Source organism: Campylobacter sp. RM16190 (assembly GCF_012978835.1).
Taxonomy (GTDB): domain Bacteria; phylum Campylobacterota; class Campylobacteria; order Campylobacterales; family Campylobacteraceae; genus Campylobacter_A.
This window is the reverse complement of record NZ_LIWS01000003.1, coordinates 228,828-252,813: the sequence shown is the minus strand read 5'-3', so window position 1 is coordinate 252,813 and position 23,986 is coordinate 228,828. Positions and strand designations below refer to the sequence as shown.

Sequence of the window (23,986 nt, the reverse complement as noted above, 5' to 3'; positions counted from 1 at the left end):
AAACACGCCAAATTTATTTTGGCGTGTTTAAGATTTGTGTTTTGAAATAAATCTTTATAAAGGAGTTTTTATGGATATAATGCTGATTTTACAGATTATAGTCCTATTCGGAGGTATCTACCTAGGTGTTAAGCTAGGTGGTATGGCTGTTGGCTACGCAGGTGGTCTTGGTGTCGTTGTTTTAGCGATACTTGGTATGAAGGTAGAGATGAAGGGTATTCCTATTGATGTTGTCCTTATCATCGCTTCTGTTATATCTGCTATTACAGCTATGCAAGTTGCCGGTGGTCTTGACTATCTTGTTCAGGTTGCATCTAAAATTTTACGCAAAAATCCAAAGCAAATCAACTACTTGGCCCCTACTGTTACTTATATGCTAACAATGTTTGCAGGAACAGGTCACACAGCTTTTTCAATGCTTCCTGTTATTACAGAGGTTGCCAAAGGACAAAATATTAAACCTTCAGCACCTCTTGCACTTTCTGTTGTTTCATCTCAGGTTGCGATTACTGCCAGCCCGATTTCAGCTGCTTTCGTTGCTATGACAGGTGTTGTCGAGCCACTTGGTGTTAGCTATCCGATGCTACTATTTATATGCGTTTCTACAACATTTGTTGCTATGCTTGCAACTGCATTCTTTGTAAATAAATTTTACGATTTAGATCTTTCAAAAGACCCAATCTACCAAGAGAGACTTGCAAAAGGTCTAGTAGAAGAGGTTAAAGATGCTGAGTATAAAGAGCTTAAACCATATGCGAAGAAATCTGTTGCAATATTTGGTATAGGCGTTTTAATAGTTGTTGCTTATGCATTGCTTATTTCAAAAAGTTTAGGACTGATTCAAAACCCAATCCTAACAAGAGATAACGCAATTATCAGCTTTATGCTAACAATAGGCTTTATGATTGTTGTACTTTGTAAGGTTGATACAGGTAAACTACTTTCAACAAGCACATTCCAAAGCGGTATGAACGCGATCATCTGCGTTATCGGTATCGCATGGCTTGGAACAACATTTGTTAACGGTCACCTTGAAGGAATTAAAGATGTAGCTAAAAACGTGGTTACTCAGTATCCATTTATTTTGGCTGTGGCGCTTTACTTCCTAAGTTCCTTGCTATACTCTCAAGCTGCTACAACTCGTGTTATGATGCCTGCTATTGCAGTTGCTCTTGGTATGACAAGCCCTGAAAATTCACAAAACGTTTGGATTCTAGTTGCTTCATTTGCAGCTGTTTCAGGACTATTCGTTCTACCTACATACCCTACAACACTAGGTGCTATCGCGATGGATGATACAGGAACTACAAAAGTTGGTAAATTTGTATTTAACCATTCATTCTTTATTCCTGGTACAATCATGGTTGCGATCTCTGTTGCACTAGGATTTTTAATAGCTCCTGTTCTTCTATAAGAACAAAATAAATTTAGCCAAGAGACACTCTCTTGGCTTTTTTAAATTTTAAAAGGATAATAAGATGAAAAGAGTTGGAATTTTAGGCGGAATGGGACCACTTGCTACAATAGATTTATACGCTAAAATGGTTGAACTTACAGATGCTAAAAAAGATCAAGACAATATACCTATAATCATCGATAATTATCCACAAATTCCTGATAGAACCGCCTATATACTTCACGGCGGGCAAGATCCGTTTCCTTTCATGAAAGAGGCCGCTTTAAGGCTTAAAAACGCAGGATGTGAAGCGGTTTGCATGGCGTGCAATACGGCTCACTATTTTGCAGATAGGCTTGTAGAAGATACGGGGATTAATCTACTTCATATAGCAGGCATTGCCGTAGATGCGATTAAAAAAGAGTATCCAAATGCTAAAAAAATAGCCGTTATAGCGACAACAGGAACCACAAAGGCTAAAATTTACGAGAATAAACTTGTAGAAAATGGCTTTGAGTGTGTGCAAATCCCAGAAAGTTTACTTGAAAATATAATGGATTGTATCTATAAGGGTGCGAAAGCAAATAAACTAAAAGAGTATGTCGAGCTTTTTAATGACACTATAGATCAAATTCAAGCCGATGTTTATATAGCTGCTTGTACCGAAATACCGCTATTTTTGCCTTATGCAAAGAAAAAAGATAAATTTGTTGATGCGACTTTTGAGCTTGCTAAGGCTGCAGTGAAATTTAGTCTTGAGAAATAGATATTTTATACTAGCTAGCTTACTTACCGCTTTTAACATCTACATTTAAACGCCTATTAAAACAAATTTCTATAAAATCTATATTAATACAAATTTTAAAAGGCATTAAATGTCTCATTTTGAATTTACAAGCTCATATTTTGGTGCTTTTGTAATACTTATTTTGTCGATTATCGTATTTAGCTTGATTGTATTTTTATCAAGCAAAATTGGCAGCAAAATGGCAAATAAAAACTCGGAGCGTCTAAAACTATCTATTTATGAGTGCGGACCAGAGGTTGTCAAGCAGCCAAACAGGATAAATATTCACTACTTTTTATACGCTATCTTGTTTGTGCTTTTCGACGTTGAGGTTATATTTATGTTTCCTTGGGCTGTAGATTTTAAAATTTTAGGATTATTTGGATTTATTGAGATGGCATTTTTCATCATACTTTTATCGATAGGATTTATCTATGCGTGGGGCAAAGGAGCGTTTACGTGGCAAGACATCAGATAAATTATGCACAAAATGGCGGTTTGCCGGTAGTGCTTACTACGGTTGATAAGCTTGTACAATGGGGTAGGAGCAACTCGCTTTGGGCACTTAGCTATGGGCTTGCGTGTTGTGCGATAGAGATGATGGCAAGCGGAGCCAGTAGATATGACTTTGATAGGTTTGGAACGATTTTTAGAGCCTCTCCTAGACACTCTGAAGTAATGATAATAGCCGGAACTCTTACTAAAAAGCATGCCGAATTTACACGTAGGCTATATGATCAGATGGCTGAGCCAAAATGGGTCATATCGATGGGAAGCTGTGCAAATACCGGAGGCATGTTTAATACCTATTCAACTGTGCAAGGAGTGGACCGTATAATACCAGTTGATATATATCTGCCAGGATGTGCGCCTAGGCCAGAAACTCTTCAATATGCGCTAATGATACTTCAAAAAAAGATTCGCAAAGAGAGTCCGTTTAGGGCGCAAGCTCCAAAAAGGTTAGTTTGATGAGAGAGTATCAAGATAGAAAGAATGCTCAGAAAAAGCACTATTACAAGGATTCATTTTATGTTGCTGAACAAACTAAGAAATTTAATGTGCAAGAGAGTGAATTTAATGAGGATTTAGAGGCTTTAAACTCTGAAAATTTAGAAATTTTAGACTCATATATAGAACTTGGTCAATTTGTAGTCTATGTAAAATGTAGTGAAAATTTAAAGGCTCTCAGGATATTTAAATCTCTTGGATACGAGGTATTGTCTGAAATTTCGGCGGTTGATTTTATCTCTCAAAAGGGTGGATTTGAAGTTTTTTATCAGCTTTTGTCTATATCAAATAAAAAAAGAGCGCGAGTAAAATGCTTTGTAAAAAAAGCCGAAATGCTTAAAAGTGTGGTTGAAATTTACAAAAGTGCCAATTGGTCGGAGCGAGAGATGTATGATATGTTTGGAATTTTTATACAAAACCATCCTAATTTAAAACGTCTTATAATGCCTGATGATTGGCATTCGCACCCTCTTTTGAAGAGCTATCCATTGCATGGAGATGAGCATGCCAGATGGTATGAGGTTGATAAAATTTTCGGTCGTGAATATCGCGAGATAATAGGTCCTGAGAATAGAGATAGCGCCAAAATAGATAGCAAAGACACATTTAACTTTGGGCGAATTTATCACGAGGTTGAGCGTGGAGCTGAGCCAAGAGACGAGAAAATTTTACAAGAGTATCAAGAAGATGGCGGCGTAGCCTTTGTTAAACGCGTAAAACGCAATAAAAGTAAAATTTTGGAAAAAAGACCTTAGAATGCAAAATCCTAGCAAACTTAGACCATTTTTTGAAAATATAGAATTTGAAGAAAATAATGGAAAAATGATACTAAATTTCGGCCCTCAGCACCCTTCTGCGCACGGGCAGCTAAAGCTAGTGCTTGAGCTTGACGGTGAAAAGGTTGTGCGCGCTATGCCTGAGATTGGCTTCATGCATAGAGGCGTTGAAAAGATGGCTGAAAATATGACCTTTCAAGAGTTTTTGCCGGTAACTGATAGGGTCGATTATATAGCTTCAAGTGCTAATAACTATGCCTTGTGCGCGGCAGTTGAAAAGCTTTGTGATATCGAAGTTCCAAGAAGAGCTCAGATAATAAGAACTATGCTTTTGGAGTTAAACCGCATAAGTTCGCATCTTTTATTTTTAGCCACCCACGCGCTTGATGTGGGCGCAATGACCGTATTTTTATACGCTTTTAGAGAACGTGAGTATATTTTAGATTTGATTGAAAAGTATTGCGGTGCAAGGCTTACGCATTCAAGTATTAAGATAGGCGGAGTATTTCTTGATCTACCTAGCGGCTGGACTGAGGAACTGCTGGCGTTTTGTAATAAATTTCCAAGCGATGTAGCCACTTATGAAGGACTTTTAAGCGAGAATAGAATTTGGCGTATGAGGCTTGAGGGAGTTGGAGTTTTAAGCCGTGAAAAGGCTCTTAGCTGGGGATGCTCAGGAGTTATGCTAAGAGCTAGCGGTGTAGAGTTTGATATTAGAAAGGCTGAGCCGTATTTGGTATATGACGAGATTGATTTTGAGGTGCCTTACTCAAATATTGGCGATTGTTATGCAAGATATAAGCTTTATATGGAAGAGATGAGGCAGAGTGTGAAGATACTGCTTCAGTGCGAAAAGCTTTATAACGCCTCTGGACCTGAAATTTTAGCCAATTCGCCTCAATTTGTAAGCGCCAGCAAAGAGCAGATAATGACACAAAACTACTCTTTGATGCAGCATTTTGTGCTGGTTACTCAAGGGCTTAAGGCAAAGCGCGGAGAGATTTATCATCCTACCGAGTCGCCAAAGGGAGAGCTTGGATTTTATATTTACTCTACTGCAGAGAGTAGTCCATATCGCTTGAAAATTCGTGCTCCGAGCTTTTTTCACTGTGCGCTTTACGAAGAGCTTTTAGTGGGACAATATGTGGCTGATGTGGTTACTATAATAGGTAGTAGCAATATAATTTTAGGTGAAATCGATAGATGAAAAGAGTTGATTTAAGACATTTAAAAAGTGAATTTTTAAGCGAATTAAGTAATCAGGCAAAAAGGCTAAACGATGGCGAGGTCTGTATATTTTTATTTGAGCCTTTAGAGTTTGACAATATCGAAAAAAGTGTAAATTTGATAAGAAAAGAGAGCTGTGAGCTTATGAATTCGCTTAAATTTAATCAGGTAGATTGGACTATAGTAGTGAAGAAAATTAAAGGGCAAATATGAAATTTAAAGAGTTTAAAGGTGCAAAAACATTAAGTCTTGCAAGTCTGCTTAGCCTTCAAAATTTGACTTTGGCAAACGAGCTAAAAAATCAAGATTTTATCTATATCTCTTGTTTTGAGGATGAAGTTTTAGGTAGCAAAAATTTAATTCGTTGCGAAATAGGATCTATTAGCTATGTTTTAGCTCTTCTTTGCAAGTACTGCCTTGATTTTTCAAAATTTGAAAGCGACGTCAAAGAGTATTTTGATGAGCTTGATGAAGGCTTTTTAAGCGGAGAGTGCAATATCGGAGAAGAGGAGTTTGAGGACCTTGCTGTTTTTATGAAAGATTGCGAAAATATCATAATAGACAGCACTTTCTTCTCACATCCAGACTCCAAGATGATATTTGAATGTTTAAATTTGCTAAATTTAAACACTATTGTTGCGGATAGTAAGATTGAAGAAATTAAGACTGACGGAAATTTAGATGAGTTAAAAGAGCTTGAGAGCTTTGATGGAAGCGTTGTTTTCGGACTTGTCGGAGATAGCCGTGAGCTTGTAGGGTCTTCTAGCTTTGCTATTGCGGCCAAAGTAAAAGATGGAGATGAGATTAAAGTAGGAGCCAATGGACTTGATATAGAGAGAAAATTTAGACTAAATAGCGCGATGAAAGGAACTGTGGCGATATTTAAAGATAGTCAAATTAATGGCTACAACTTCAAAGTAGCAAAAATTAGCAAATTAGGATGAGATGATAATATGAGTGAGCAAATCACCCTCTTTATAGACGGCATAGAATGCAAAGCATATGAAGGTGAGTATATACTTGGCACCGCAAGAAAAAACGGGATATTTATCCCTGCAATCTGCTATCTTACCGGATGTTCGGCAACTTTGGCCTGCAGATTATGTATGGTGGAGGCTGATGGAAAGCGAGTATATGCCTGCAATGCGAAAGTCAAAGAGGGCATGAATGTAGTTACAAATACTGATGAAATTAGCGTAGAGCGTAATGCTATTATGCAAACTTATTGTATAAATCACCCTCTTGAGTGTGGAGTATGCGATCAAAGCGGAGAATGCGAGTTACAAAATTTTACTACGCTCATGGGAGTAAACAGTCAAAAATACGCCATCAAAGATACTCATAAACCTCATAAAAATTGGGGTAAGATAAACTACGATCCATCTCTTTGCATAGTTTGCGAGAGGTGCGTTACCGTATGTTCTGATAAGATCGGCGAAAGTGCGCTAAAAACTACTCCAAGAGGCGGCGATCAGCCTGCTAAGGAGTTAAAAGACAGTATGCCAAAAGATGCTTTTGCTGTTTGGAACAAATTTCAAAAGAGTCTTATAGCGCCTAGTGTGGGAGCAAATTTGGACTGCTCATTTTGCGGTGAGTGTACTAGCGTATGTCCTGTCGGAGCTCTTATGGGAAGTGAGTTTCAATACAGCTCAAACGCATGGGAATTAACCAAAATACCTGCTTCAAATCCGCATTCAAGCGATTGTGAATTGATGTATTACGACATTAAAGAGAGCGGGATAGAAAATCGCAAAAAGAGAATTTATAGAGTTAGTAACGATTTTCACTTTACCACTTTAAATACGGCAGCTAGATACGGATATGATTTTGCCAATGAAAATGCTAAAAAAGATGAGAGTAAATTTAAAGAGATAGTGGATAAATTTAAAAACGGTGAAGTAAAAAATATAAAATTTAATAGCTTTATCACAAATGAAGAAGCCTTAATTTTAGAGCGTTTAAGGCGAAAATTCGGGTTAAATTTAGTAAATAGCGAGGCTAAAAAATATCAGGACTTTTTAAACGAATTTGCTAAATTTAGCGGCGAGAGCCTATATGGCGGCGATGTAGAAAGCTTAAATAAAACGGATTTTATTATAAGTGTAGGAACTCTTTTAAGATATGACAGTCCCAATATAAGCTACGCCCTAAATAACGCGCTTAAAATCAATAAATCCTCGGTAATTTACTTTCATGCAATAGCAGATAAGGTTATTAAAAACTACTCTAAAAATTTGCTTTTTATTCATCATAAAGCGGGTTTAGAGCTTGATATACTGCTTTGGATTTTGCAAAATTTTGCAGAAAATTTAGATGGTGATCTTGATAAATTTTTAAAAGAAAATTTAATAATCTCTAAAAAAATAGTAGAAATTTTAGAGCCAAAAGAGATAGAAGAAGAGATCGTTAAGAAGATTACCGATGAAAACGGCGAAACGCAAGAGATTAAAGAGGTAGTTAAAAAGCAGGTTAATGAAAAAAAAGAACAGGAAATAAGCGTAGAAGTTTCAAAATTTGCTCTAAATTTAGGCATTGATGAGGATAGAATAAAGGCTTTAACCGATAAAAAGCAAAATTTTGCACTGATTATCGGAGAGGATTTTTACTGTCATGAAAATGCCCTCACTTTAGCCGCTCTTGCAGGACTTATAGCCAAATTTACGAAGTTCAAGGTGATTTTAATCCCACCTAGAACAAATTCTCTCGGAGTTGCTAAAATTTGTAAATTATCAAATGAAGAGAGCGGGTTTAGCTTTGGATATAACGAAAAGGCAGATTTTACTATGAGTATTTCTGAAGGTGATATCGATGCGCCTGCGCTTACTCAGCAAGAAGGAACCTTTAGTAATTACGATAAGCGCGTTGTGCCTACAAATGCGGCTTTAAAATATGAGGGTTATACTCTAAACGATTTGGCAAACGAGCTTGGAATCAGTTCTAAATGGACAATTGACTATACGTTAAAGCTTGGAGATATTGATGAATTTGAAAGAGTGGAGTTTGATGAGCTTGATAATTTTTATGAAAATTCAGGAGCTTGCAAAAGAGGGTATCTCTTAAAATCTCAAAAAATAAATAGTGAAGCAAGGCTTGATTTTAAAAATTTAAAGAGCGAAGAGATTAAATTTAATATATATAGGGCAAATCCTATTCATCAATTTTCAAAATTTACAAATATGGCTTCTCAGCTAAATGAAACCGGAGCCTTGTATGTATCAAGCGGATTTTTAGACGAAAACGGCTTTAAGGATAGCGAGATAGTAAATTTAAAAAATGAAAATTTAACTTTAGCTATTAGGCTAAAACTGGATAGCGATTTAGAGGGTGTAGCGGCTTATATTGGAGATTTTGACGAACATATTGATATAGAGCCGTTTTTTATAAGCAGATATGCAAATTTAAAGATAGAGAGGGCGTGATATGGACGGGTTTTTTATAGTCGAAACTATCGTTAAATCTTTTATTGTTATATCCGTTTTTGCCACTCTTGCTGGTCTTGGAACGTATGCCGAGCGAAAGGTTTTAGCATATATGCAGCGTAGAATAGGTCCAAGTATGGTTGGTCCCGGAGGTATTTTGCAGCTTGTGGCAGATATGATAAAGCTCTTTACTAAAGAGGATATCATCCCTCAGTTTGCAAACAGACCTATCTTTATGATAGCGCCTATTATTTCTGCTGTTGGAGCCTTTACAGCACTTGCTGTAGTGCCGTTTTTCCCAGAATTTACACTTTTTGGACGCACAATTAGGCCAATTTTAGCCGATGTGGGTGTGGGAGTGCTTTATGTGCTTGGAGTTGGAGGGGTTTGCGTGCTATCTCCGCTTCTTGCCGGACTTTCAAGCCATAATAAATATGCGCTTATAGCTGCGGCAAGGGCCTCTATGCAGCTTATTAGCTTTGAGGTTGTAACGGGACTTTCGCTTCTAAGCGTAATCATGATGGTCGGCTCTTTATCCTTAATAGATATTAATAGTTACCAAAACACCGGACTTGGAGGTTGGCTTATATTTAAGCAGCCGTTGGCTTTTATACTATTTTTGATATCGGCCTTTGTGGAAACTAACAGAACCCCGTTTTGTATGACCGAGAATGAGACGGAGCTAATCGCTGGATACGGTACCGAATATTCCGGTATGCGATGGGCGATGTTTTTTATAGGTGAGTATGCCAATATGATAACGGCTTCGTTTTTGGTAAGCCTTGTGTTTTTAGGCGGATTTAATCCTGTTTGGTTTTTGCCGGGCGGATTGATGATACTTTTAAAAGTAAGCTTTATATTTTTTCTATTTCTTTGGACTAGGGCCGCTTGGCCTCATGTCAGAGTTGATCAGCTTATGGGGCTTTGTTGGAAGGTTTTGATGCCTTTGGCTGTCTTAAATATCCTGATAACCGGTTTAGTGTTGGTGTGAGATGAAAGATTATATTTTTATAAAAACAGATGATGCGGCGATCTCTAATATTGATAAATTTAAAAGGCTAGTAAGGCGAACCTTTAAGCTCGAGCTTTTTAAGGGGCTTTGGATAGTTCTAAAAGAGATGATTGGCGGTAAGTCGCATACTCTTTTATATCCTCTTGAAAAGATGCAGCTTAGCCCTAGATATAGGGCCGTGCATAAGCTTATGAGATTTATAGAGAGTGAAAACGAACGATGTATAGGGTGCGGGCTTTGTGAGAAAATTTGCGTGAGTAACTGTATCGCTATGGAAACTAAGCTTGATGAGAATGGACGTAAGAGAGTTGTAAACTACTCTATAAACTATGGTCGATGCGTATATTGCGGGCTTTGCGCCGATGTTTGTCCGGAAATTGCCATAGTGCATGGAAGCGAATATGAAAACGCAAGCGAGCAAAGAGCTTATTTTGGCTTTAAAGAGGATCTTTTAACTCCAAGAGATAAGCTTTGTGAACAGGTGGAATTTCCTGGATATGGTAGCTTAAGAGAGGATGCGGATAAATTTGTCAAAGCAACCCCAAATGCATATATAAATATAGATGAAATTTCTAATGAGCCAGAAAAACAGAGTAAAAATTCAAAGGAAAATAAATATGTTTGAAGTAGTAGCCTTTTATTTTTTCGCCGCTACCTCTATAGCATGCTTTGGTATAAGCGTATTTAGTAACAATGTTCTTTATGCTATGAGTGCATTAGCGGGCGGAATGATCTTTATTTCCGGATTTTTCTTTTTGCTTGGGGCTGAATTTCTAGGAGTTGTGCAAATAATCGTTTATACTGGAGCCGTAATGGTTCTGTACGCATTTTCTATGATGTTCTTTGATGTCAGCAAAGACGTAGTGGAAAATAGAAGCAAGGCAGCAAATAGGCTAATATACACTCTTAGCGTATTATCTGCTCTTGTTTTGGTGCTTATATTCGTAGCTCCGATCGTCTCATCAAATTTAAACGCTCAATATCCTATCGTAGAAAATGTCGGTAATGTTGAGATGATAGGAATTTTGCTATTTACAAAATATCTAATTGTGTTTGAATTGGCGGCTGTAATGCTACTTGTTGCTATGGTAAGCGCTATAGTGCTCGCTCACAAAGATATGGATAGGGGAGATAGCGATGATAACGCTTAGTCACTATTTGATAGTTTCGGCGATTATGTTTGGACTCGGTATTTTTGGCATCATAAAAAGAACTAACCTAATAATGCTATTTTTTTCTACTGAAATTTTATTAAACTCAGCAAATGTGGCTTTGGCCGCGATATCTAAATTTAGCGGGGATATGACAGGGCAAATTTTTGCCTTTTTTATCATAGCGGTCGCCGCTAGCGAAGTTGCAGTAGGACTTGGGCTATTGGTTCTTTGGTATAAAAAGACCGGCTCCATAGAGATTTCAAGCATGAAGAGCATGAGGAGAGAGTTGTGAGTCAAGCCGTTTTATTTCTGACCTCTCTGTTTTTACCGCTTGCTTCTGCTATATTTGCGGGTATTTTTTCACATTCAAGACAGATGAGCTTTGTGGGCATCGTATGCTCGGTTCTTATATCGCTAAGTACTGTGTCTTCTTTGATATTTTTAAATTTAGTAATAGTTGGTGGAGAGATTGAGATCTATCTTAAGGACTTTATTATAGCCGGCGGATTTGAGAGCGAATTTAGCTTTATCATCGATGAGGTAAGCGTCATAATGATGTCCGTTGTTGGCATAGTGGCAAGTATAGTGCATATATATTCTATCAGCTATATGCATAATGATGCGGGATTTAATAGATTTTTTAGCTATCTTGGACTGTTTGTCTTCTCTATGCTAATACTTGTAATGAGCGATAATTTTATCGGACTATTTATAGGCTGGGAAGGCGTGGGATTATGCTCTTGGCTTTTAATTGGCTTTTGGTATAAAAAACAGAGCGCAAGCTGGGCGGCAAATGAAGCCTTTATAATGAATAGAGTAGCGGATCTGGCTATGCTAGTAGGAATATTTTTAATCTATCAAGAGTTTGGAAGCCTAAGATATGATGAGGTTTTTAGTATGGTTTCAAGGGCCGATTCTTATCTGATAATACTCATTGCCGTTTGCCTGTTTGTGGGCGCTATGGGCAAAAGCGCACAGTTTCCGTTTCATACCTGGCTTGCAGATGCTATGGAGGGACCAACTCCGGTATCGGCTCTAATCCATGCCGCTACGATGGTAACAGCCGGAGTTTATCTTGTCATTAGAGCCAATGAAATTTTTGCTCTAACTCCAGAGATTAGTAGCTTTATAGCCTATCTTGGAGCTTTTGTAGCAATATTTGCGGCATCGATGGCCCTTGTAAATAGAGATCTAAAAAAGATAATAGCTTATTCTACGCTATCTCAGCTTGGTTATATGTTTGTAGCCGCAGGGCTTGGAGCTTACTGGATAGCGCTATTTCACCTTACCACTCACGCTTTTTTTAAGTCGTTATTGTTTTTATGCGCCGGTAACGTAATGCACGCGATGAATGATGAGCTTGATATCAAAAAGATGGGTGGGCTTTATAAATTTATGAAGATAACCGCTATATTTATGGTTATTGGCTCTGTGGCTTTGGCCGGATTTTATCCATTTGCAGGATTTTTCTCTAAAGATAAAATTTTAGAAGTAGCGTTTAGCGAAGGAAATTTTGTCATATATGCCATTCTTTTAATCACAGCCGCCATGACAGCATTTTATAGCTTTAGACTTATAATGCTTGTGTTTTTTACAGATAGCAAATTTGAGCACCATCCGCATGAGGCGAACAGATCTACTATAATTTCTCTTGTGCCTCTTGTGATAATGTCATTTTTGGCAGGATTTTTAGAGCATAAATTTGAGATCGTTTCAACTATAGTTTTGCCAGATTATCTATTTGATATTAAAGACGGCACTAGAAATTTTATGGTAATTTTTACGCTTTTGATAGTTTCTCTCTCAACCGTTTTTTCCGTATTTGCATATAAAAAAGGGATTTTTAAAGAAGATGTTAAAGAATTTTGGGTTTATAAAATTTTAGAGCGACAATACTATATACCTCAAATTTATGATAGATTTTTTGTAAGAGGTTATCAGGCAATATCAAAGATATGCAGAAAATTTGACGAGGCTATAATAGATAGAAGTGTTGATTTTATCGCAAAATCGATCCATTCTTTGGCTAAATTTTCAGACAATATGCAAAGCGGAGATCTAAGTGTCATGCTTAGATTGATGGTGCTTGGATTTGCCATCTTGCTAACCCTTGCATTTTTGTTTACAAAGGCCATAAATGCTTAGTTTGATAATATTTTTTCCGGCTTTTGCTGCAATGCTTGGCTTTTTGATAGACGAGAAGAGCATTAAGGTTTATGGGGTTTGTATAGCCTTTATAGAGTTTTTGTTGACTCTTTTTATGTGGTTTAGCTTTAGCGGAAGTATTGAGGAATTTAGCCTTATAAATCATCTCTCTTTGGTTGGGTTTTTAAATGTAAACTATACTGTAGGGGTTGATGGAATTTCTCTATTTTTAGTTATTTTAAGCTCATTTATGACTTTTATCGGGCTTATATCTTTAAATTTAAAGGGAAATTTAAAGCATCTTGTCATATCGATTCTCTTTTTAGAGATGACGATGATGGGAGTCTTTTTGGCCCTTGATGCGGTTTTATTCTATATATTTTGGGAGCTTAGCCTGCTTCCTATGTTATATATAATAGGCGCTTGGGGAAGCGGAAATAGAATTTATGCCGCGGTTAAATTTTTCATATATACCTTTTTTGGCTCTGTTTTTATGCTTGTAGCGATTTTGGCGATGGCATATCTGCACTATAGGACAAATGGATTTTGGAGTTTTTCTATAATAGATTGGCAAAATTTACAGCTACCTTTAAACACTCAAATTTGGCTATTTTTGGCATTTTTTATTGCCTTTGCGGTAAAAACTCCTATGTTTCCGTTTCATACCTGGCTTCCTTACGCTCACGGTCAAGCCCCTACCATAGGTTCAGTTTTACTTGCTGCGGTCTTGCTTAAGATGGGAACTTACGGCTTTGTAAGGTTTTCTCTTCCTATGTTTCCCGATGCTAGCGTAGAGCTATTTAATCTAGTCGCGATTTTAGCCGTTATTATGGTTATTTATACGGCTCTAATAGCCTATGCTCAAGACGATATGAAGCAGGTTATAGCCTATAGCTCTATTTCGCATATGGGTATTATAGTGCTTGGAATTTTTGCTATGAACATAGAGGGTATTAGTGGAGCTATATTTATGATGATTAGCCACGGTATAGTCAGTGGAGCTTTGTTTTTGCTAGTTGGCGTGATATACGAGCGAAGGCATACTAAGATGATAGCGGAATTTGGAGGGCTTGCTAATGTTATGCCAAGATATGCTTTGATTTTTTGTGTAGTTATGCTTGGCAGTATCGGGCTTCCGCTTACCATAGGATTTGTAGGTGAGTTTTTAAGCTTGGTTGGAATTTTTAAAGCGAATTTCATATATGCTATTTTAGGTGGTATAGGCATCATAGTGGGTGCGATATATATGCTAAATCTCTTTAGAAAGGTATTTTACGGAGTATGTGATAAAGAAGAAAATTTAGAACTAAAAGATCTAAATTTAAGGGAGCTTATTACTCTCGTGCCTCTTTGTCTGCTTGTAATATATCTTGGAGTTAGCCCAAATATTATGTTAAAACCTATAGATATGAGCGTAAATCAAATGATGGTCAAGATGTATAATAAATCTTTAAAAAGCGAGACAAAAGAGTTTATTGTAAATTCCAATAGAATCGGAGGTAGATAATGAGTGAGCTGATATTTGTAAGCTTAGAAGAGTTAAATATATCCTCAGTCGCCTCAATGCTATCTTTGATCTTTTTTGCGCTTTTTATTCTTTGTATAGGCACATTTAAAAAAGATCTGTCAAAGACCTTTTATACGGTGCTTTGTCTGATAGCTATTATGCTAAACCTCGGAATAGTAATAGATCATAATATACTATCAAAAGGTTTTTTTGATCTGTTATTAGTTGATGGTATTTCGGTTTTGTCTCAGATTATTATTCTTATAGCATCCTCTTTATTTATCCCGCTTTCGCTTAGCACTAAGAGGTTTTTTGAATACGAAATAAGCGAATTTTACGCGCTATTTTTATTTATGATAGCCGGATTTGAGTTTATGGTTAGTAGTAATAATCTTATCTTGATATTTATAGGACTTGAAACCTCTTCTTTGGCGCTTTATACTCTAATCGCTCTTCATAATAAGATAAAATCAATAGAAGCTGCTATAAAGTACTTTACGATGGGGGCGCTTGGTTCCGGATTTTTTGTATTTGGCGCTGCTATGTTTTATATGGCGACAGGAAGTGTCGAGATAAATTTAATAGCCGATGTGATAAAGCAATACGGACTACAAAGCAGTATGATAGCAACTCTTGGATGTGTGTTTATGTTTGGCGCTATTGGATTTAAGCTCTCTTTGATACCTTTTCATACTTGGGTGCCAGATGTCTATGAGGGTGCCAATTCGCCTTTGGCGGGATATATGTCTGTAGTGCCAAAAGTGGCTGGATTTATAGTGGCTTTAAGGCTATTTGAGGCACTTGCGCATTCTAATATATACTGGGTGCATTATATGCTCTATATTTCTGCTATTTTGACAATGACTCTTGCCAATATTATGGCTTTAGTTCAAAGAGATGTTAAGAGGATGCTCGCATTTAGCTCTATAGCGCATGCCGGATTTGTGCTTTGCGCTATAGTTATAGGAACCTCTCAAGCAAATGTATCATTGTTTTTATACTGGATTATGTTTTTGTTTGCAAATTTGGGTGCATTTTCTATGCTCTGGGTTGCAAGATGTGATGATACAGTCTGCTGGGACAAAAGATTTAAACACCCTTATGAGAAATTTGCAGGGCTTATTAAGACTCTTCCAAGTTATGCGGTGATAATGGCGATTTTTATGGTTGCCTTAGCCGGAATTCCGCCTTTTAGCGTATTTTGGGGTAAGATGTATCTGATATCTTCGGCTATTGCAGGTGATCATGTGGTTTTAGCAGTCGTAATGGCTTTAAATAGTGCGATAGCGATATATTACTATTTAAAGCTAGTTGTCGTGATGTTTTTAAAAGAGCCAATAGTAAGTGATAAAAACCTCTATATTGCAAATACCTCTGGCGCACTTAAGGTCATCGTGGGGTTTGCCGCGATAACTACCATAGGGGCGATATTTATGGTGGATTCATTGCTTGAGTTTATCGCAAGTTTCGTTATCGCAAGTGGTTTTTAAATTTAAAAATTTTATAATGTCAATATGAAAAAAACATTTTTACTCTTATTTTCTCCGATACTTGCCTTTGCCTTCTCTTTGGTCTTAAATTCAGGCAAAGAGGGTGGAGTGGCATATAGCATTCTTCACTTAAAAAACGATAGTGAGTTTGGTTGTAGGGAGGAAATTTTAGCTTATGATAATAAAATTTACGTCTGCGAAATAAAAGATAGAGCGATACCAAAGATAGATGACAAAATTCTCTCTTTGGTCGAGATTAACTTTACTCAGGATTTAAACTCAACAAAGATAACCATAGTGCCAAGAGCCAACTCAAGGCTAATCGCATATCAAGAACCACTATTTAAGACAGATAGTGTAATAATGGTGGATCAAAATTTATCCAAACACTACTCTATCATCATAGACCCACTTTTTAGCGAATTTGATAAGACAAAAAAAGACGGAATAAATTTCGCTCCGACATTTAAAGATATGAAATATCCGAGTGTAGGAGCTCTTGATCTAAATAAAGCACCTATCGAAAATCCAGATGGTCACGATATAAATTCATATCTTAGCATTAAAAAAGAGTATGAAAGCAAACATTATGATTATGTTATAAGCAGCAGCGAATCCGCGCTTAGAAAGCATCAAAACAGCATTTTTACAAGCGAATTTATGCTATATAGATTAAGGGCGCTTGATAAAATTTTTGATACAAAAGATAGCCATGAAAATTTATCGCCCGCAAATATGGTAGATGAGGGTAGGGCTTGGATGAAGCTATTCGCCTCAGATGAAAACTATCCTGAAGTGCTTTATTTGGTCATGAAATCATATCTCAAGCAGGATATGACAAGTGATGCAAACTATATACTTGATATATTGATGAATGAGCATAAGGACTCTAGCTGGACTAAAAGTGCGATCTTGGAGTTTGCCGACAGGATATATAACACAGGAAAGCGACAAGATGCGATTAGGATGTACGAAGATGTGCTCTATTCGTCTAATAATATTGATGTGGCAAGTAGAGCGTCTTTGAGCTTAGTAAATAGTAGCATAGACGATTCTCAATTTGAGATTGCCAAAGGATATATGCTAAAAATTTTAAACGCCAATCCAAATTACTTGCTAAACTATATCTCAAAATCGATGGATTTGGCTGGAATTTTTCGCGATAAAAATATCAATGACGTAGCCTCTAAGATATATGAAATTTTGGTTTTAAATTTAAAAAAGAGTGATGATAGATATGAGATAGCTCTTAAAAATTTAGGACTTAGCTTAGTGGCTGCAAAAGAGGTAGAAAAGGCCTATAAGTATCTGCAAAAGTATCAAAAAGAGTTTAAAGAGGGAGGGTATATAGCCCAAATTGATCAGGGTATGGATAGGCTATTTTTTGAGCTAAATGAGGCAAACTCGACAAAGCTTCATCAGCACTATGATCTGCTTATGGATAAATACGGCAAAAACGATATAGGTCAAAAGGCTCTAAAAGAGCAAGTTGCTCTATACCTGAAAGAGAAAAAATTTAATGATGTATTACGATATGCAAACGTCGTAAGGGATATAAACGACACTGATAATAATAAAAATTTAAACCTCGCAGCTCTTGCTTTGGCAAATGAGATGATAAGAAAGGATAATTGCAAGGCTGTAGTAGATTTAGTCGAAGGCTATGAAATAAGAACCGACATAGAGGCTAAATTTAAGCTGTTTAACTGCTTTATGAGGATGTCTAGACATCAGAGCGCTTATGAGCTGGCTAAAGAGAATATAACTTCGCCAAATATGCTAGATAGAGTTGAGTGGCTTGTAAATTTAAGCTCCGTACTGCTTACAATGCAAAAATATAAAGATGTGGTTCGTGTTGCCGATGAAGCTTTGGCAATAGCTGCTAACGAGGAGTATGCAGACGTCTCTCCTGTATTTTTCGACCGGTTTGATGCACTTATAAAGCTAGATAGAATATCTGATGCAATGGCTACAATAAAAGCTATAGAGGATTTGAGGGAAAATGACTTTAGGATTATTGAAGTGTATGCAAAGATGTCTGAAATCACACAAAAGAACAAAGACTTTTTAAATACTGTAATCTATGCCAAGAAGGCAATAGATATGCAAAAAAGACTAAATATCAATACTTTTAGTCCGAAAGTGGAATTTGATTATATAAACGCTCTTAATAGGCTTGATAGATTGGATGAGGCTCTTAATAATTTAAAAAGTATTTTAGAAACTAAGCTTGAGCCTGTTGATAGAGTAAGGGCACTAGCACAAATTTCAGAAATTTATATCAAGCAAAAACGCCCACAAGATGCTAAGCCATATCTAGAGGAGTGCGTCGGACTAAATTTTGAAAGCTCTTGGAAAAGCCTATGCTCCGAGCAGATTAAGCTCGTAGAGTAGGCTAAAATATCATTCCTTCATTATCTTGCTTGATTAGATTATCCTGCGCATCTTGTTTAGGAAGCGGAGAAGTTTTGGTATATAGCTCATCTTTTCCCTCGTACATGGTGTGAAATACTCCCTCTGGCTCTATAAAATTTCTCTTTGTCTCAGGAAATTCTTTTATATATTGCTCTATAAAAGCTTTAAACACCGGCGCAGCTGTTCTTCCTCCGCCCTCTATTTTTCTCATAGGCGTATTATTGTCATTTCCATACCATATCACAACTTCCACTTCCGGAGTAAAGCCGCAAAACCAAGCGTCTATGTTGTTGTTTGTAGTGCCTGTCTTGCCTGCTATTTGAATGCCTTTTACTCTTGCGTTTTGTCCTGTACCGCTATTTACAACCGTTTTTAGCATATCTACCATTAGATATGCTTGCTCCGGCTTTGTTGCTTGAATTCGCCTTGTCTCAAATGCTGTCTCTAAATTTTGTGGATTTATAATCTTTCGTATAAGTTGAGGTTCGACTATCTCTCCACCATTTGGAAACATAGAGTAAAATTTGGCAAATTCCAAAGGCGATATGCCAAAGCTTCCAAGCGCCATAGATAGATCTTTGGATATATTTTTAAATTCCATATCGCTAATGAGCTTATATGTCGTATCAAGTCCAATTTCGTTAAGCAAATTTATAGTCGCCAAGTTTCTTGACTGTCTTAATGCATTTTTTAGCGTTATATAGCCTTGAAATCCACCGCTATAATTTTTTGGCTTCCAGTCTTGCTCGTTTCCTGAACTAAAAACTCTTGATATGTCGGCTACTTTACTCATCGGAGAGTAGCCTAGATCAAGCGCAATTTGGTATATAAATGGTTTAAAGCTAGATCCCGGCTGTCTCATGCTCTGGGTAGCTCTATTGTAGCTGCTTTTGGAGTAATCAACTCCGCCAACTAGGGCTAAAATTTCACCGCTTTTTGATGCCGTTACGACTATGGCTCCGTTTAAAACCGAGGCATTGGCGTCTTTATCGCGCTTTAAAATTTCACTATAGCCAAATTTCAGTGCATCTTCTGCCATCTTTTGAACTTTGAGGTCGATATTAGTCTCTATCCTATATCCGCCAACTCTAATATCGCTAAATATATTTGAAGCCTCTTTAATAACCTCGTCCACCACATAAGGAGAGACGTTTTGAGTTAAAGTATCATCATATACTATAGGTTGTTCGGCTATGGCTTTTTTATACTCATCCTCATTTATCCAACCAAGCATATTCATACGCCAGATTACATTGTTCGCCCTACCAAGAGATAGATCAAGGTGCTTTGTGGGATCATAAGCGCTTGGAGCCTTTGGTAAGCCTACTAAAATAGCTATCTCTTTTATGGTTAACTCGTTTAGTTCTTTTCTAAAATATCCTTTAGCCGCAGCTTTTATACCGTAATATCCGTGACCCAAATATACTTGATTAAGGTATCTTTCTAAAATTTGCTCTTTGGTAAGCTCTTTTTCAAGCTTCATCGCCACAATCATCTCTTGTATTTTTCTAGTAAATTTCTTTTCTCTGGTTAAGATCATATTTTTTACTAGTTGCTGAGTGATTGTGCTAGCGCCCTCTACAAGCTTACCGGCCTTTATATCCTTTATAATGGCTCTTGTTATGGCTTCGGGATTTATGCCTCCGTGCTCAAAGAAGCTTGTATCTTCTATCGCTACTAAGGCTTCTATTACTCGAGATGGAATTTCATCGTAATTGGCATAAATTCTATTTTCTTCAAAAAGATTTGCTATCAGATTTCCATTTTTGTCATAAATTTGTGTAGTAAGCTTTGGCTTATATTCTATTATTCCACTTATATCGGGCTGAATTTGAGAATATAGGTATATAAAGGCTGCGCCGCTTGAGACAAAAATTATAAAAAAAAGTGAAGATAAAAATCTAATCATAAAAAGGCCTTTAATTGCTCTATATTTAAGCCTCTGGCCGTGCTTTCATTGCCTATCTTTTTTAATATATATTTTTTATTAAATCCCTCTATCATCATTGCGCCAGCTTTTCCTTGCCATTCGTTACTTTTTATGTATTCGTTTAAATCATCTTGGCTAAATTTGGCAAATTGATATGTTGTAGAGCTTATATTAATAAGTTCAAATTCTTCACCTAAAAATATCATGGCTGTTATAATTTTAGCTTCATTATCGCTTTGTAAATTTAGCATATATAAAGCCTCTTTTTTATCTTTTGCTTTACCTAAAATTTTACCGTTACACACGACTGCACTATCTGCAAAAAGGAGATTTTTTAAATTTGGATGCTCTTTTAAAAATTGCTCTTTTTTCGCTTGAACTACTTTTAAAACATAACTTGCGGGTTTTAAATTTTTATCAACTCCGCTTTCGTCAAAATCAAAAGAAAACTGCTTGAATTTAACTCCATTTTCTTCTAAAATTTTAGCTCTTGTGATAGAGCTTGATGCTAGATTTATCATCAAAACGCCCTGTAGGCTATGCCAAGATAGGTTGCAAACAGTGCAAATACGACATTTAGCGGTATAAAGTAATATATAACTACTATCAAATTTTCGTGAAGTTCTATATATTCGCCTTTTTTCATAGATTTTACCGCTCTATTAATTCTATAAGTTACATATATTACGTTAATTAGCAAGAAGCTAAACACGGTCCATTTGGTAGCTAGAATCGTATTTAGCATAGGATCTGCAACCTTAGAGTAGTCATCTTCGCCTATTAACATACTAGTTATCACAATCACTGCTAAGGATATATAAACTGCACATCCTAGGTATTTTAGCGCAGAGATTACTAGAATATATCTTTTGTGATTGTTTGCAATATCTTTCATAAAAAATTTAGCCATAAACCAAAAGCTGGCTTGAAAACCTACAAATACTATAGTAGCGACCGTATGCAAAAATGGCAAAATATGACTAAGTTTTGCAAAAGCTATGTTAAATTCAGGCATTAAGCTAATTTTCCTTTAATAAATTCAAAAGCCTCTTTTTTGGCTCTATCCAACTGACTTATATCTTTTCCGCCTGCAGTTGCAAAATCATCTTTGCCACCGCCATTTCCACCTAAAATTTGAGCCGTCATTTTGACCCACTCTCCGGCCTTTATGTTTGCGTTTTTAACACCTGCTGCGATAGATATTTTTTCATCTTTAACTTGCATAAACAGAGCCGCAACTCGTTCATTTGAGTTTTTTATCTCATCTATTGCGGTTTTTATATCCCCGCTTTCTAAAATTTCTACACAGACCTTTACCCCGCTAATATCGCTTAGGTTTATGGCTTTTGATCCGCCGGCGTTTTTAAGCTCATCTTTTAGGCTCTTTATCTCGCTTTTTAGCTTTTTAATTGCACTCATTGGCTCTATGCTTTTTAGCTCGGTTCTTATCTCTTCAAGTTCTTCTCTTAAATTTTTTGCGAAATTTAGAGCAGCCTTTGAGCATATTGCCTCTATTCTACGTACTCCAGCGCTAACACCACTCTCTTTTGTTATAAAAAACGCTCCAATTTCGTTAATATTTTTTACGTGAGTTCCTCCGCAAAGCTCTTTGCTAACATCTCCAAAACTTAGTACTCTTACATTATCGTCGTATTTTTCACCAAAAAGAGCTATAGCACCGCTGTTTTTAGCGCTTTCTATATCCATTATCTCGGTTTTTGCAGCGGCTCCGTTGGCTATGGCGTTATTTACGAAATTTTCTATCCTTACCACCTCTTCACTTGTAAGGGCCTTGGGATGAGAGAAGTCAAATCTAAGCTTGGTAGCTTCTACACTTGATCCAGCTTGCGCTACATGGGTTCCAAGTATATTTCTAAGTGCCGAGTGGAGCAGGTGGGTCGCACTGTGATGGCGAGCTATTTCGCTTCTTTCGTCACTTACTTTTACTTCAACCTCATCTCCTGCGCTTAAATTTGTTTTTAACTCTATAGATGATAGGTTTAATCCGTGAAATTTCTGCGTATCAACCACTTTTGCAAAATTTAAAATATCTCCAGTATCTCCGCATTGTCCGCCGCTTTGTGCATAAAAAGGAGTTTTATTAAGCATTACCCAACCGTTTTGTCCGGCTTTTAAGCTCATAACCCTTTTAAAATCCTCATCAAGCAAGGCTAAAATTTTGCTTTTTGAGCTCAAACTTTCATATCCTATAAACTCATTCTCTCCAAATTCTTCTAAAAGCTCTTTAAAATCTCCTTTTGCACTCTTATCTCCGCTTCCTTTCCAAGCGGCCTTTGCACGAGTTTTTTGCTCATTCATCAGCTCTTCAAATTTTGCTTCATTTACTTTTAGATTTTTATCCCTTAGCATATCGGCTGTAAGATCAAGTGGGAAGCCGTAAGTATCATAAAGCTTAAACGCGATCTCTCCGCTAAAGACATCTTTAGTATTTTTAAGCTCGCTGTTAAATAGCTCAAGACCTGATGCTATAGTTGCAAAAAACCTCTCTTCTTCTAAGCGAATTTGCTCTTTAACCGCCTCTTTTTTATCGTTTAGATAAGCGTAGTGTCCGCCCATTAGTTCGCATACCTTATCAACTAGCTTATGCATAAAAGGCTCTTTTATGCCTAGTAAGTATCCATGGCGAACAGCGCGGCGTAAAATTCGGCGCAGAACGTATCCTCTACCCTCTTTATCAAAATTTACCCCTTGAGCTAACAAAAAAGTAACCGAGCGAATATGATCGCTAATTACGCGGTAGCTTGCTCCGGTTGAATACTCGTAAGGTTTTTTACAAAGTTTTGCAACCTCGTTTATATAAGGCATAAAAAGAGAGCTATCGTAGTTGCTAAATTTCCCCTCTTTTATCGCTGTTACACGTTCAAGTCCCATGCCTGTATCTATTGAAGGTTTTGGAAGAGGGCTTAGCTTTCCATCTGCGCCTCTTTCATACTGCATAAATACGAGATTCCAAATTTCAAGAAATCTATCTCCGTCTCCACCCATGTAGTCTTCATCGGAGTTAAAGTGTTCTGTGCCTTGATCATAAAATATCTCAGAACAAGGTCCGCAAGGTCCTGTATCACCCATCTGCCAGAAGTTGTCCTTGTCTCCAAATTTATAAATTCTATCCTTGCTTATATGCTCTTGCCACATCTCATACGCCTCGTCATCACTCTCGTGAACTGTTACGTAAAGGCGATCTTTTGGTAGCTTTAGTACCTCTGTAACAAATTCCCATCCGTAGGCTATCGCATCTTTTTTAAAGTATTCTCCGAAGCTAAAATTTCCAAGCATTTCAAAAAACGTGTGGTGGCGTGCTGTATAGCCGACATTATCAAGATCGTTGTGCTTGCCGCCAGCTCTTATGCAAGTTTGACAGCTTGTGCGAATCGGTGGAGTAGGGCGAGGAATCTCACCTGTAAAAATACTTTTAAAAGGCACCATTCCAGCGTTTGTAAAAAGCAGTGTTGCATCATTTGGAACAAGTGGAGCGGAAGGTATTATTTCGTGTCCCTTTGAGCTGAAAAAATTTAAAAAAGCTTCTCTGACATCAAAAATATTTGTATCGCAATTTTTCATTAATTTTCCTATTTAAAATTTATAAAATAGTTCTGATTTTAGCATAAAAATTATAAATTCTAAGACACCTGTATACTGTGCAATGTGTGGAAAATTATAATATTAAATTGAGAGTGTTTTGTAATTTTCAAGTAAGTT

The 23,986-nt window shown here is 36.9% G+C and carries 21 protein-coding genes; 17 read left to right on the top strand and 4 right to left on the bottom strand.

The features are described from left to right. Positions 1–70: 70 nt before the first annotated feature. From CDOM16190_RS05055 to CDOM16190_RS04975, 17 genes are all read left to right on the top strand, one after another. A complete protein-coding gene (locus tag CDOM16190_RS05055; RefSeq protein WP_170019148.1) occupies positions 71–1,414 on the top strand; it encodes an anaerobic C4-dicarboxylate transporter in 1,344 nt (447 codons plus the stop codon). 64 nt (positions 1,415–1,478) lie between these two features. After that, positions 1,479–2,162, top strand: coding sequence for a cysteate racemase (cuyB, locus tag CDOM16190_RS05050; protein WP_170019147.1), 684 nt, complete (start codon positions 1,479–1,481; stop codon positions 2,160–2,162). 109 nt (positions 2,163–2,271) lie between these two features. Next, complete coding sequence (locus tag CDOM16190_RS05045) at positions 2,272–2,661, top strand: NAD(P)H-quinone oxidoreductase subunit 3 (RefSeq protein ID WP_170019146.1); 390 nt, start codon at positions 2,272–2,274, stop codon at positions 2,659–2,661. Continuing rightward, positions 2,643–3,152, top strand: coding sequence for a NuoB/complex I 20 kDa subunit family protein (locus CDOM16190_RS05040; RefSeq protein ID WP_169973614.1), 510 nt, complete (start codon positions 2,643–2,645; stop codon positions 3,150–3,152). The genes CDOM16190_RS05045 and CDOM16190_RS05040 overlap by 19 nt, the downstream gene beginning before the upstream one ends. Continuing rightward, entirely contained in the window at positions 3,152–3,946 is a 795-nt protein-coding gene (locus CDOM16190_RS05035; RefSeq protein WP_170019145.1) for an NADH-quinone oxidoreductase subunit C, read from the top strand. Before CDOM16190_RS05040 ends, CDOM16190_RS05035 begins: the two co-directional genes overlap by 1 nt. 1 nt (position 3,947) lies before the next feature. Further along, positions 3,948–5,174, top strand: a complete 1,227-nt coding sequence (gene nuoD / locus CDOM16190_RS05030) for an NADH dehydrogenase (quinone) subunit D (protein ID WP_170019144.1) — start codon at positions 3,948–3,950, stop codon at positions 5,172–5,174. Next, positions 5,171–5,407, top strand: coding sequence for an NADH-ubiquinone oxidoreductase subunit E family protein (locus CDOM16190_RS05025; RefSeq protein WP_170019143.1), 237 nt, complete (start codon positions 5,171–5,173; stop codon positions 5,405–5,407). Before nuoD ends, CDOM16190_RS05025 begins: the two co-directional genes overlap by 4 nt. Beyond that, positions 5,404–6,138 (top strand): hypothetical protein, encoded by a 735-nt coding sequence (locus CDOM16190_RS05020; protein ID WP_170019142.1) that lies wholly within the window; start codon positions 5,404–5,406, stop codon positions 6,136–6,138. Before CDOM16190_RS05025 ends, CDOM16190_RS05020 begins: the two co-directional genes overlap by 4 nt. 21 nt (positions 6,139–6,159) lie before the next feature. Further along, positions 6,160–8,613, top strand: a complete 2,454-nt coding sequence (locus CDOM16190_RS05015) for an NADH-quinone oxidoreductase subunit G (protein ID WP_170019177.1) — start codon at positions 6,160–6,162, stop codon at positions 8,611–8,613. A 1-nt stretch (position 8,614) separates the two neighbouring features. Then, the gene (gene nuoH / locus CDOM16190_RS05010) at positions 8,615–9,604 is read left to right on the top strand and encodes an NADH-quinone oxidoreductase subunit NuoH (protein WP_170019141.1); all 990 of its coding nucleotides are present in this window, start codon (positions 8,615–8,617) and stop codon (positions 9,602–9,604) included. 1 nt (position 9,605) lies between these two features. Beyond that, the gene (gene nuoI / locus CDOM16190_RS05005) at positions 9,606–10,250 is read left to right on the top strand and encodes an NADH-quinone oxidoreductase subunit NuoI (RefSeq protein ID WP_170019140.1); all 645 of its coding nucleotides are present in this window, start codon (positions 9,606–9,608) and stop codon (positions 10,248–10,250) included. Continuing rightward, a complete protein-coding gene (locus CDOM16190_RS05000) occupies positions 10,243–10,776 on the top strand; it encodes an NADH-quinone oxidoreductase subunit J (RefSeq protein WP_170019139.1) in 534 nt (177 codons plus the stop codon). The genes nuoI and CDOM16190_RS05000 overlap by 8 nt, the downstream gene beginning before the upstream one ends. After that, positions 10,763–11,071, top strand: a complete 309-nt coding sequence (gene nuoK, locus CDOM16190_RS04995; RefSeq protein ID WP_170019138.1) for an NADH-quinone oxidoreductase subunit NuoK — start codon at positions 10,763–10,765, stop codon at positions 11,069–11,071. The genes CDOM16190_RS05000 and nuoK overlap by 14 nt, the downstream gene beginning before the upstream one ends. Next, entirely contained in the window at positions 11,068–12,924 is a 1,857-nt protein-coding gene (nuoL, locus tag CDOM16190_RS04990) for an NADH-quinone oxidoreductase subunit L (RefSeq protein ID WP_170019137.1), read from the top strand. The genes nuoK and nuoL overlap by 4 nt, the downstream gene beginning before the upstream one ends. Further along, positions 12,917–14,431: an NADH-quinone oxidoreductase subunit M gene (locus CDOM16190_RS04985; RefSeq protein WP_170019136.1), complete on the top strand. Its 1,515-nt coding sequence runs from the start codon at positions 12,917–12,919 to the stop codon at positions 14,429–14,431. The genes nuoL and CDOM16190_RS04985 overlap by 8 nt, the downstream gene beginning before the upstream one ends. Further along, on the top strand, positions 14,431–15,921 hold the full coding sequence (nuoN, locus tag CDOM16190_RS04980) for an NADH-quinone oxidoreductase subunit NuoN (RefSeq protein ID WP_170019135.1): 1,491 nt from the start codon (positions 14,431–14,433) through the stop codon (positions 15,919–15,921). Before CDOM16190_RS04985 ends, nuoN begins: the two co-directional genes overlap by 1 nt. Positions 15,922–15,945: 24 nt before the next feature. Further along, positions 15,946–18,315 carry a tetratricopeptide repeat protein gene (locus CDOM16190_RS04975; RefSeq protein WP_170019134.1) on the top strand — a complete coding sequence of 790 codons (2,370 nt, stop codon included), beginning with the start codon at positions 15,946–15,948 and terminating at the stop codon, positions 18,313–18,315. Position 18,316: 1 nt separating this feature from the next. On the opposite strand, the gene CDOM16190_RS04970 is transcribed toward CDOM16190_RS04975, so the two are convergent. The 4 genes from CDOM16190_RS04970 to alaS are packed head-to-tail and all read right to left on the bottom strand — an operon-like array spanning position 18,317 to position 23,848. Continuing rightward, a complete protein-coding gene (locus tag CDOM16190_RS04970) occupies positions 18,317–20,242 on the bottom strand; it encodes a transglycosylase domain-containing protein (protein WP_170019176.1) in 1,926 nt (641 codons plus the stop codon). Then, entirely contained in the window at positions 20,242–20,787 is a 546-nt protein-coding gene (maf, locus tag CDOM16190_RS04965) for a septum formation inhibitor Maf (protein WP_170019133.1), read from the bottom strand. Before maf ends, CDOM16190_RS04970 begins: the two co-directional genes overlap by 1 nt. After that, the gene (locus tag CDOM16190_RS04960) at positions 20,787–21,281 is read right to left on the bottom strand and encodes a 3-isopropylmalate dehydratase (RefSeq protein WP_170019132.1); all 495 of its coding nucleotides are present in this window, start codon (positions 21,279–21,281) and stop codon (positions 20,787–20,789) included. Before CDOM16190_RS04960 ends, maf begins: the two co-directional genes overlap by 1 nt. Then, entirely contained in the window at positions 21,281–23,848 is a 2,568-nt protein-coding gene (alaS, locus tag CDOM16190_RS04955; RefSeq protein WP_170019131.1) for an alanine--tRNA ligase, read from the bottom strand. The genes CDOM16190_RS04960 and alaS overlap by 1 nt, the downstream gene beginning before the upstream one ends. Between the last annotated feature and the right edge of the window lie 138 nt (positions 23,849–23,986).

What these genes read in the sequence shown, in the direction of transcription:
- nuoK (WP_170019138.1), top strand. Translation starts at nt 10,763, where the DNA reads ATGATAACGCTTAGTCACTATTTGATAGTTTCGGCGATTATGTTTGGA.
- nuoH (WP_170019141.1), top strand. Translation starts at nt 8,615, where the DNA reads ATGGACGGGTTTTTTATAGTCGAAACTATCGTTAAATCTTTTATTGTT.
- alaS (WP_170019131.1), bottom strand. Translation starts at nt 23,848, where the DNA reads ATGAAAAATTGCGATACAAATATTTTTGATGTCAGAGAAGCTTTTTTA.
- nuoN (WP_170019135.1), top strand. Translation starts at nt 14,431, where the DNA reads ATGAGTGAGCTGATATTTGTAAGCTTAGAAGAGTTAAATATATCCTCA.
- CDOM16190_RS05020 (WP_170019142.1), top strand. Translation starts at nt 5,404, where the DNA reads ATGAAATTTAAAGAGTTTAAAGGTGCAAAAACATTAAGTCTTGCAAGT.
- nuoD (WP_170019144.1), top strand. Translation starts at nt 3,948, where the DNA reads ATGCAAAATCCTAGCAAACTTAGACCATTTTTTGAAAATATAGAATTT.
- CDOM16190_RS04960 (WP_170019132.1), bottom strand. Translation starts at nt 21,281, where the DNA reads ATGCCTGAATTTAACATAGCTTTTGCAAAACTTAGTCATATTTTGCCA.
- CDOM16190_RS04985 (WP_170019136.1), top strand. Translation starts at nt 12,917, where the DNA reads ATGCTTAGTTTGATAATATTTTTTCCGGCTTTTGCTGCAATGCTTGGC.
- CDOM16190_RS05025 (WP_170019143.1), top strand. Translation starts at nt 5,171, where the DNA reads ATGAAAAGAGTTGATTTAAGACATTTAAAAAGTGAATTTTTAAGCGAA.
- CDOM16190_RS04975 (WP_170019134.1), top strand. Translation starts at nt 15,946, where the DNA reads ATGAAAAAAACATTTTTACTCTTATTTTCTCCGATACTTGCCTTTGCC.
- cuyB (WP_170019147.1), top strand. Translation starts at nt 1,479, where the DNA reads ATGAAAAGAGTTGGAATTTTAGGCGGAATGGGACCACTTGCTACAATA.
- nuoI (WP_170019140.1), top strand. Translation starts at nt 9,606, where the DNA reads ATGAAAGATTATATTTTTATAAAAACAGATGATGCGGCGATCTCTAAT.
- maf (WP_170019133.1), bottom strand. Translation starts at nt 20,787, where the DNA reads ATGATAAATCTAGCATCAAGCTCTATCACAAGAGCTAAAATTTTAGAA.
- CDOM16190_RS05035 (WP_170019145.1), top strand. Translation starts at nt 3,152, where the DNA reads ATGAGAGAGTATCAAGATAGAAAGAATGCTCAGAAAAAGCACTATTAC.
- CDOM16190_RS05000 (WP_170019139.1), top strand. Translation starts at nt 10,243, where the DNA reads ATGTTTGAAGTAGTAGCCTTTTATTTTTTCGCCGCTACCTCTATAGCA.
- CDOM16190_RS05045 (WP_170019146.1), top strand. Translation starts at nt 2,272, where the DNA reads ATGTCTCATTTTGAATTTACAAGCTCATATTTTGGTGCTTTTGTAATA.
- CDOM16190_RS05055 (WP_170019148.1), top strand. Translation starts at nt 71, where the DNA reads ATGGATATAATGCTGATTTTACAGATTATAGTCCTATTCGGAGGTATC.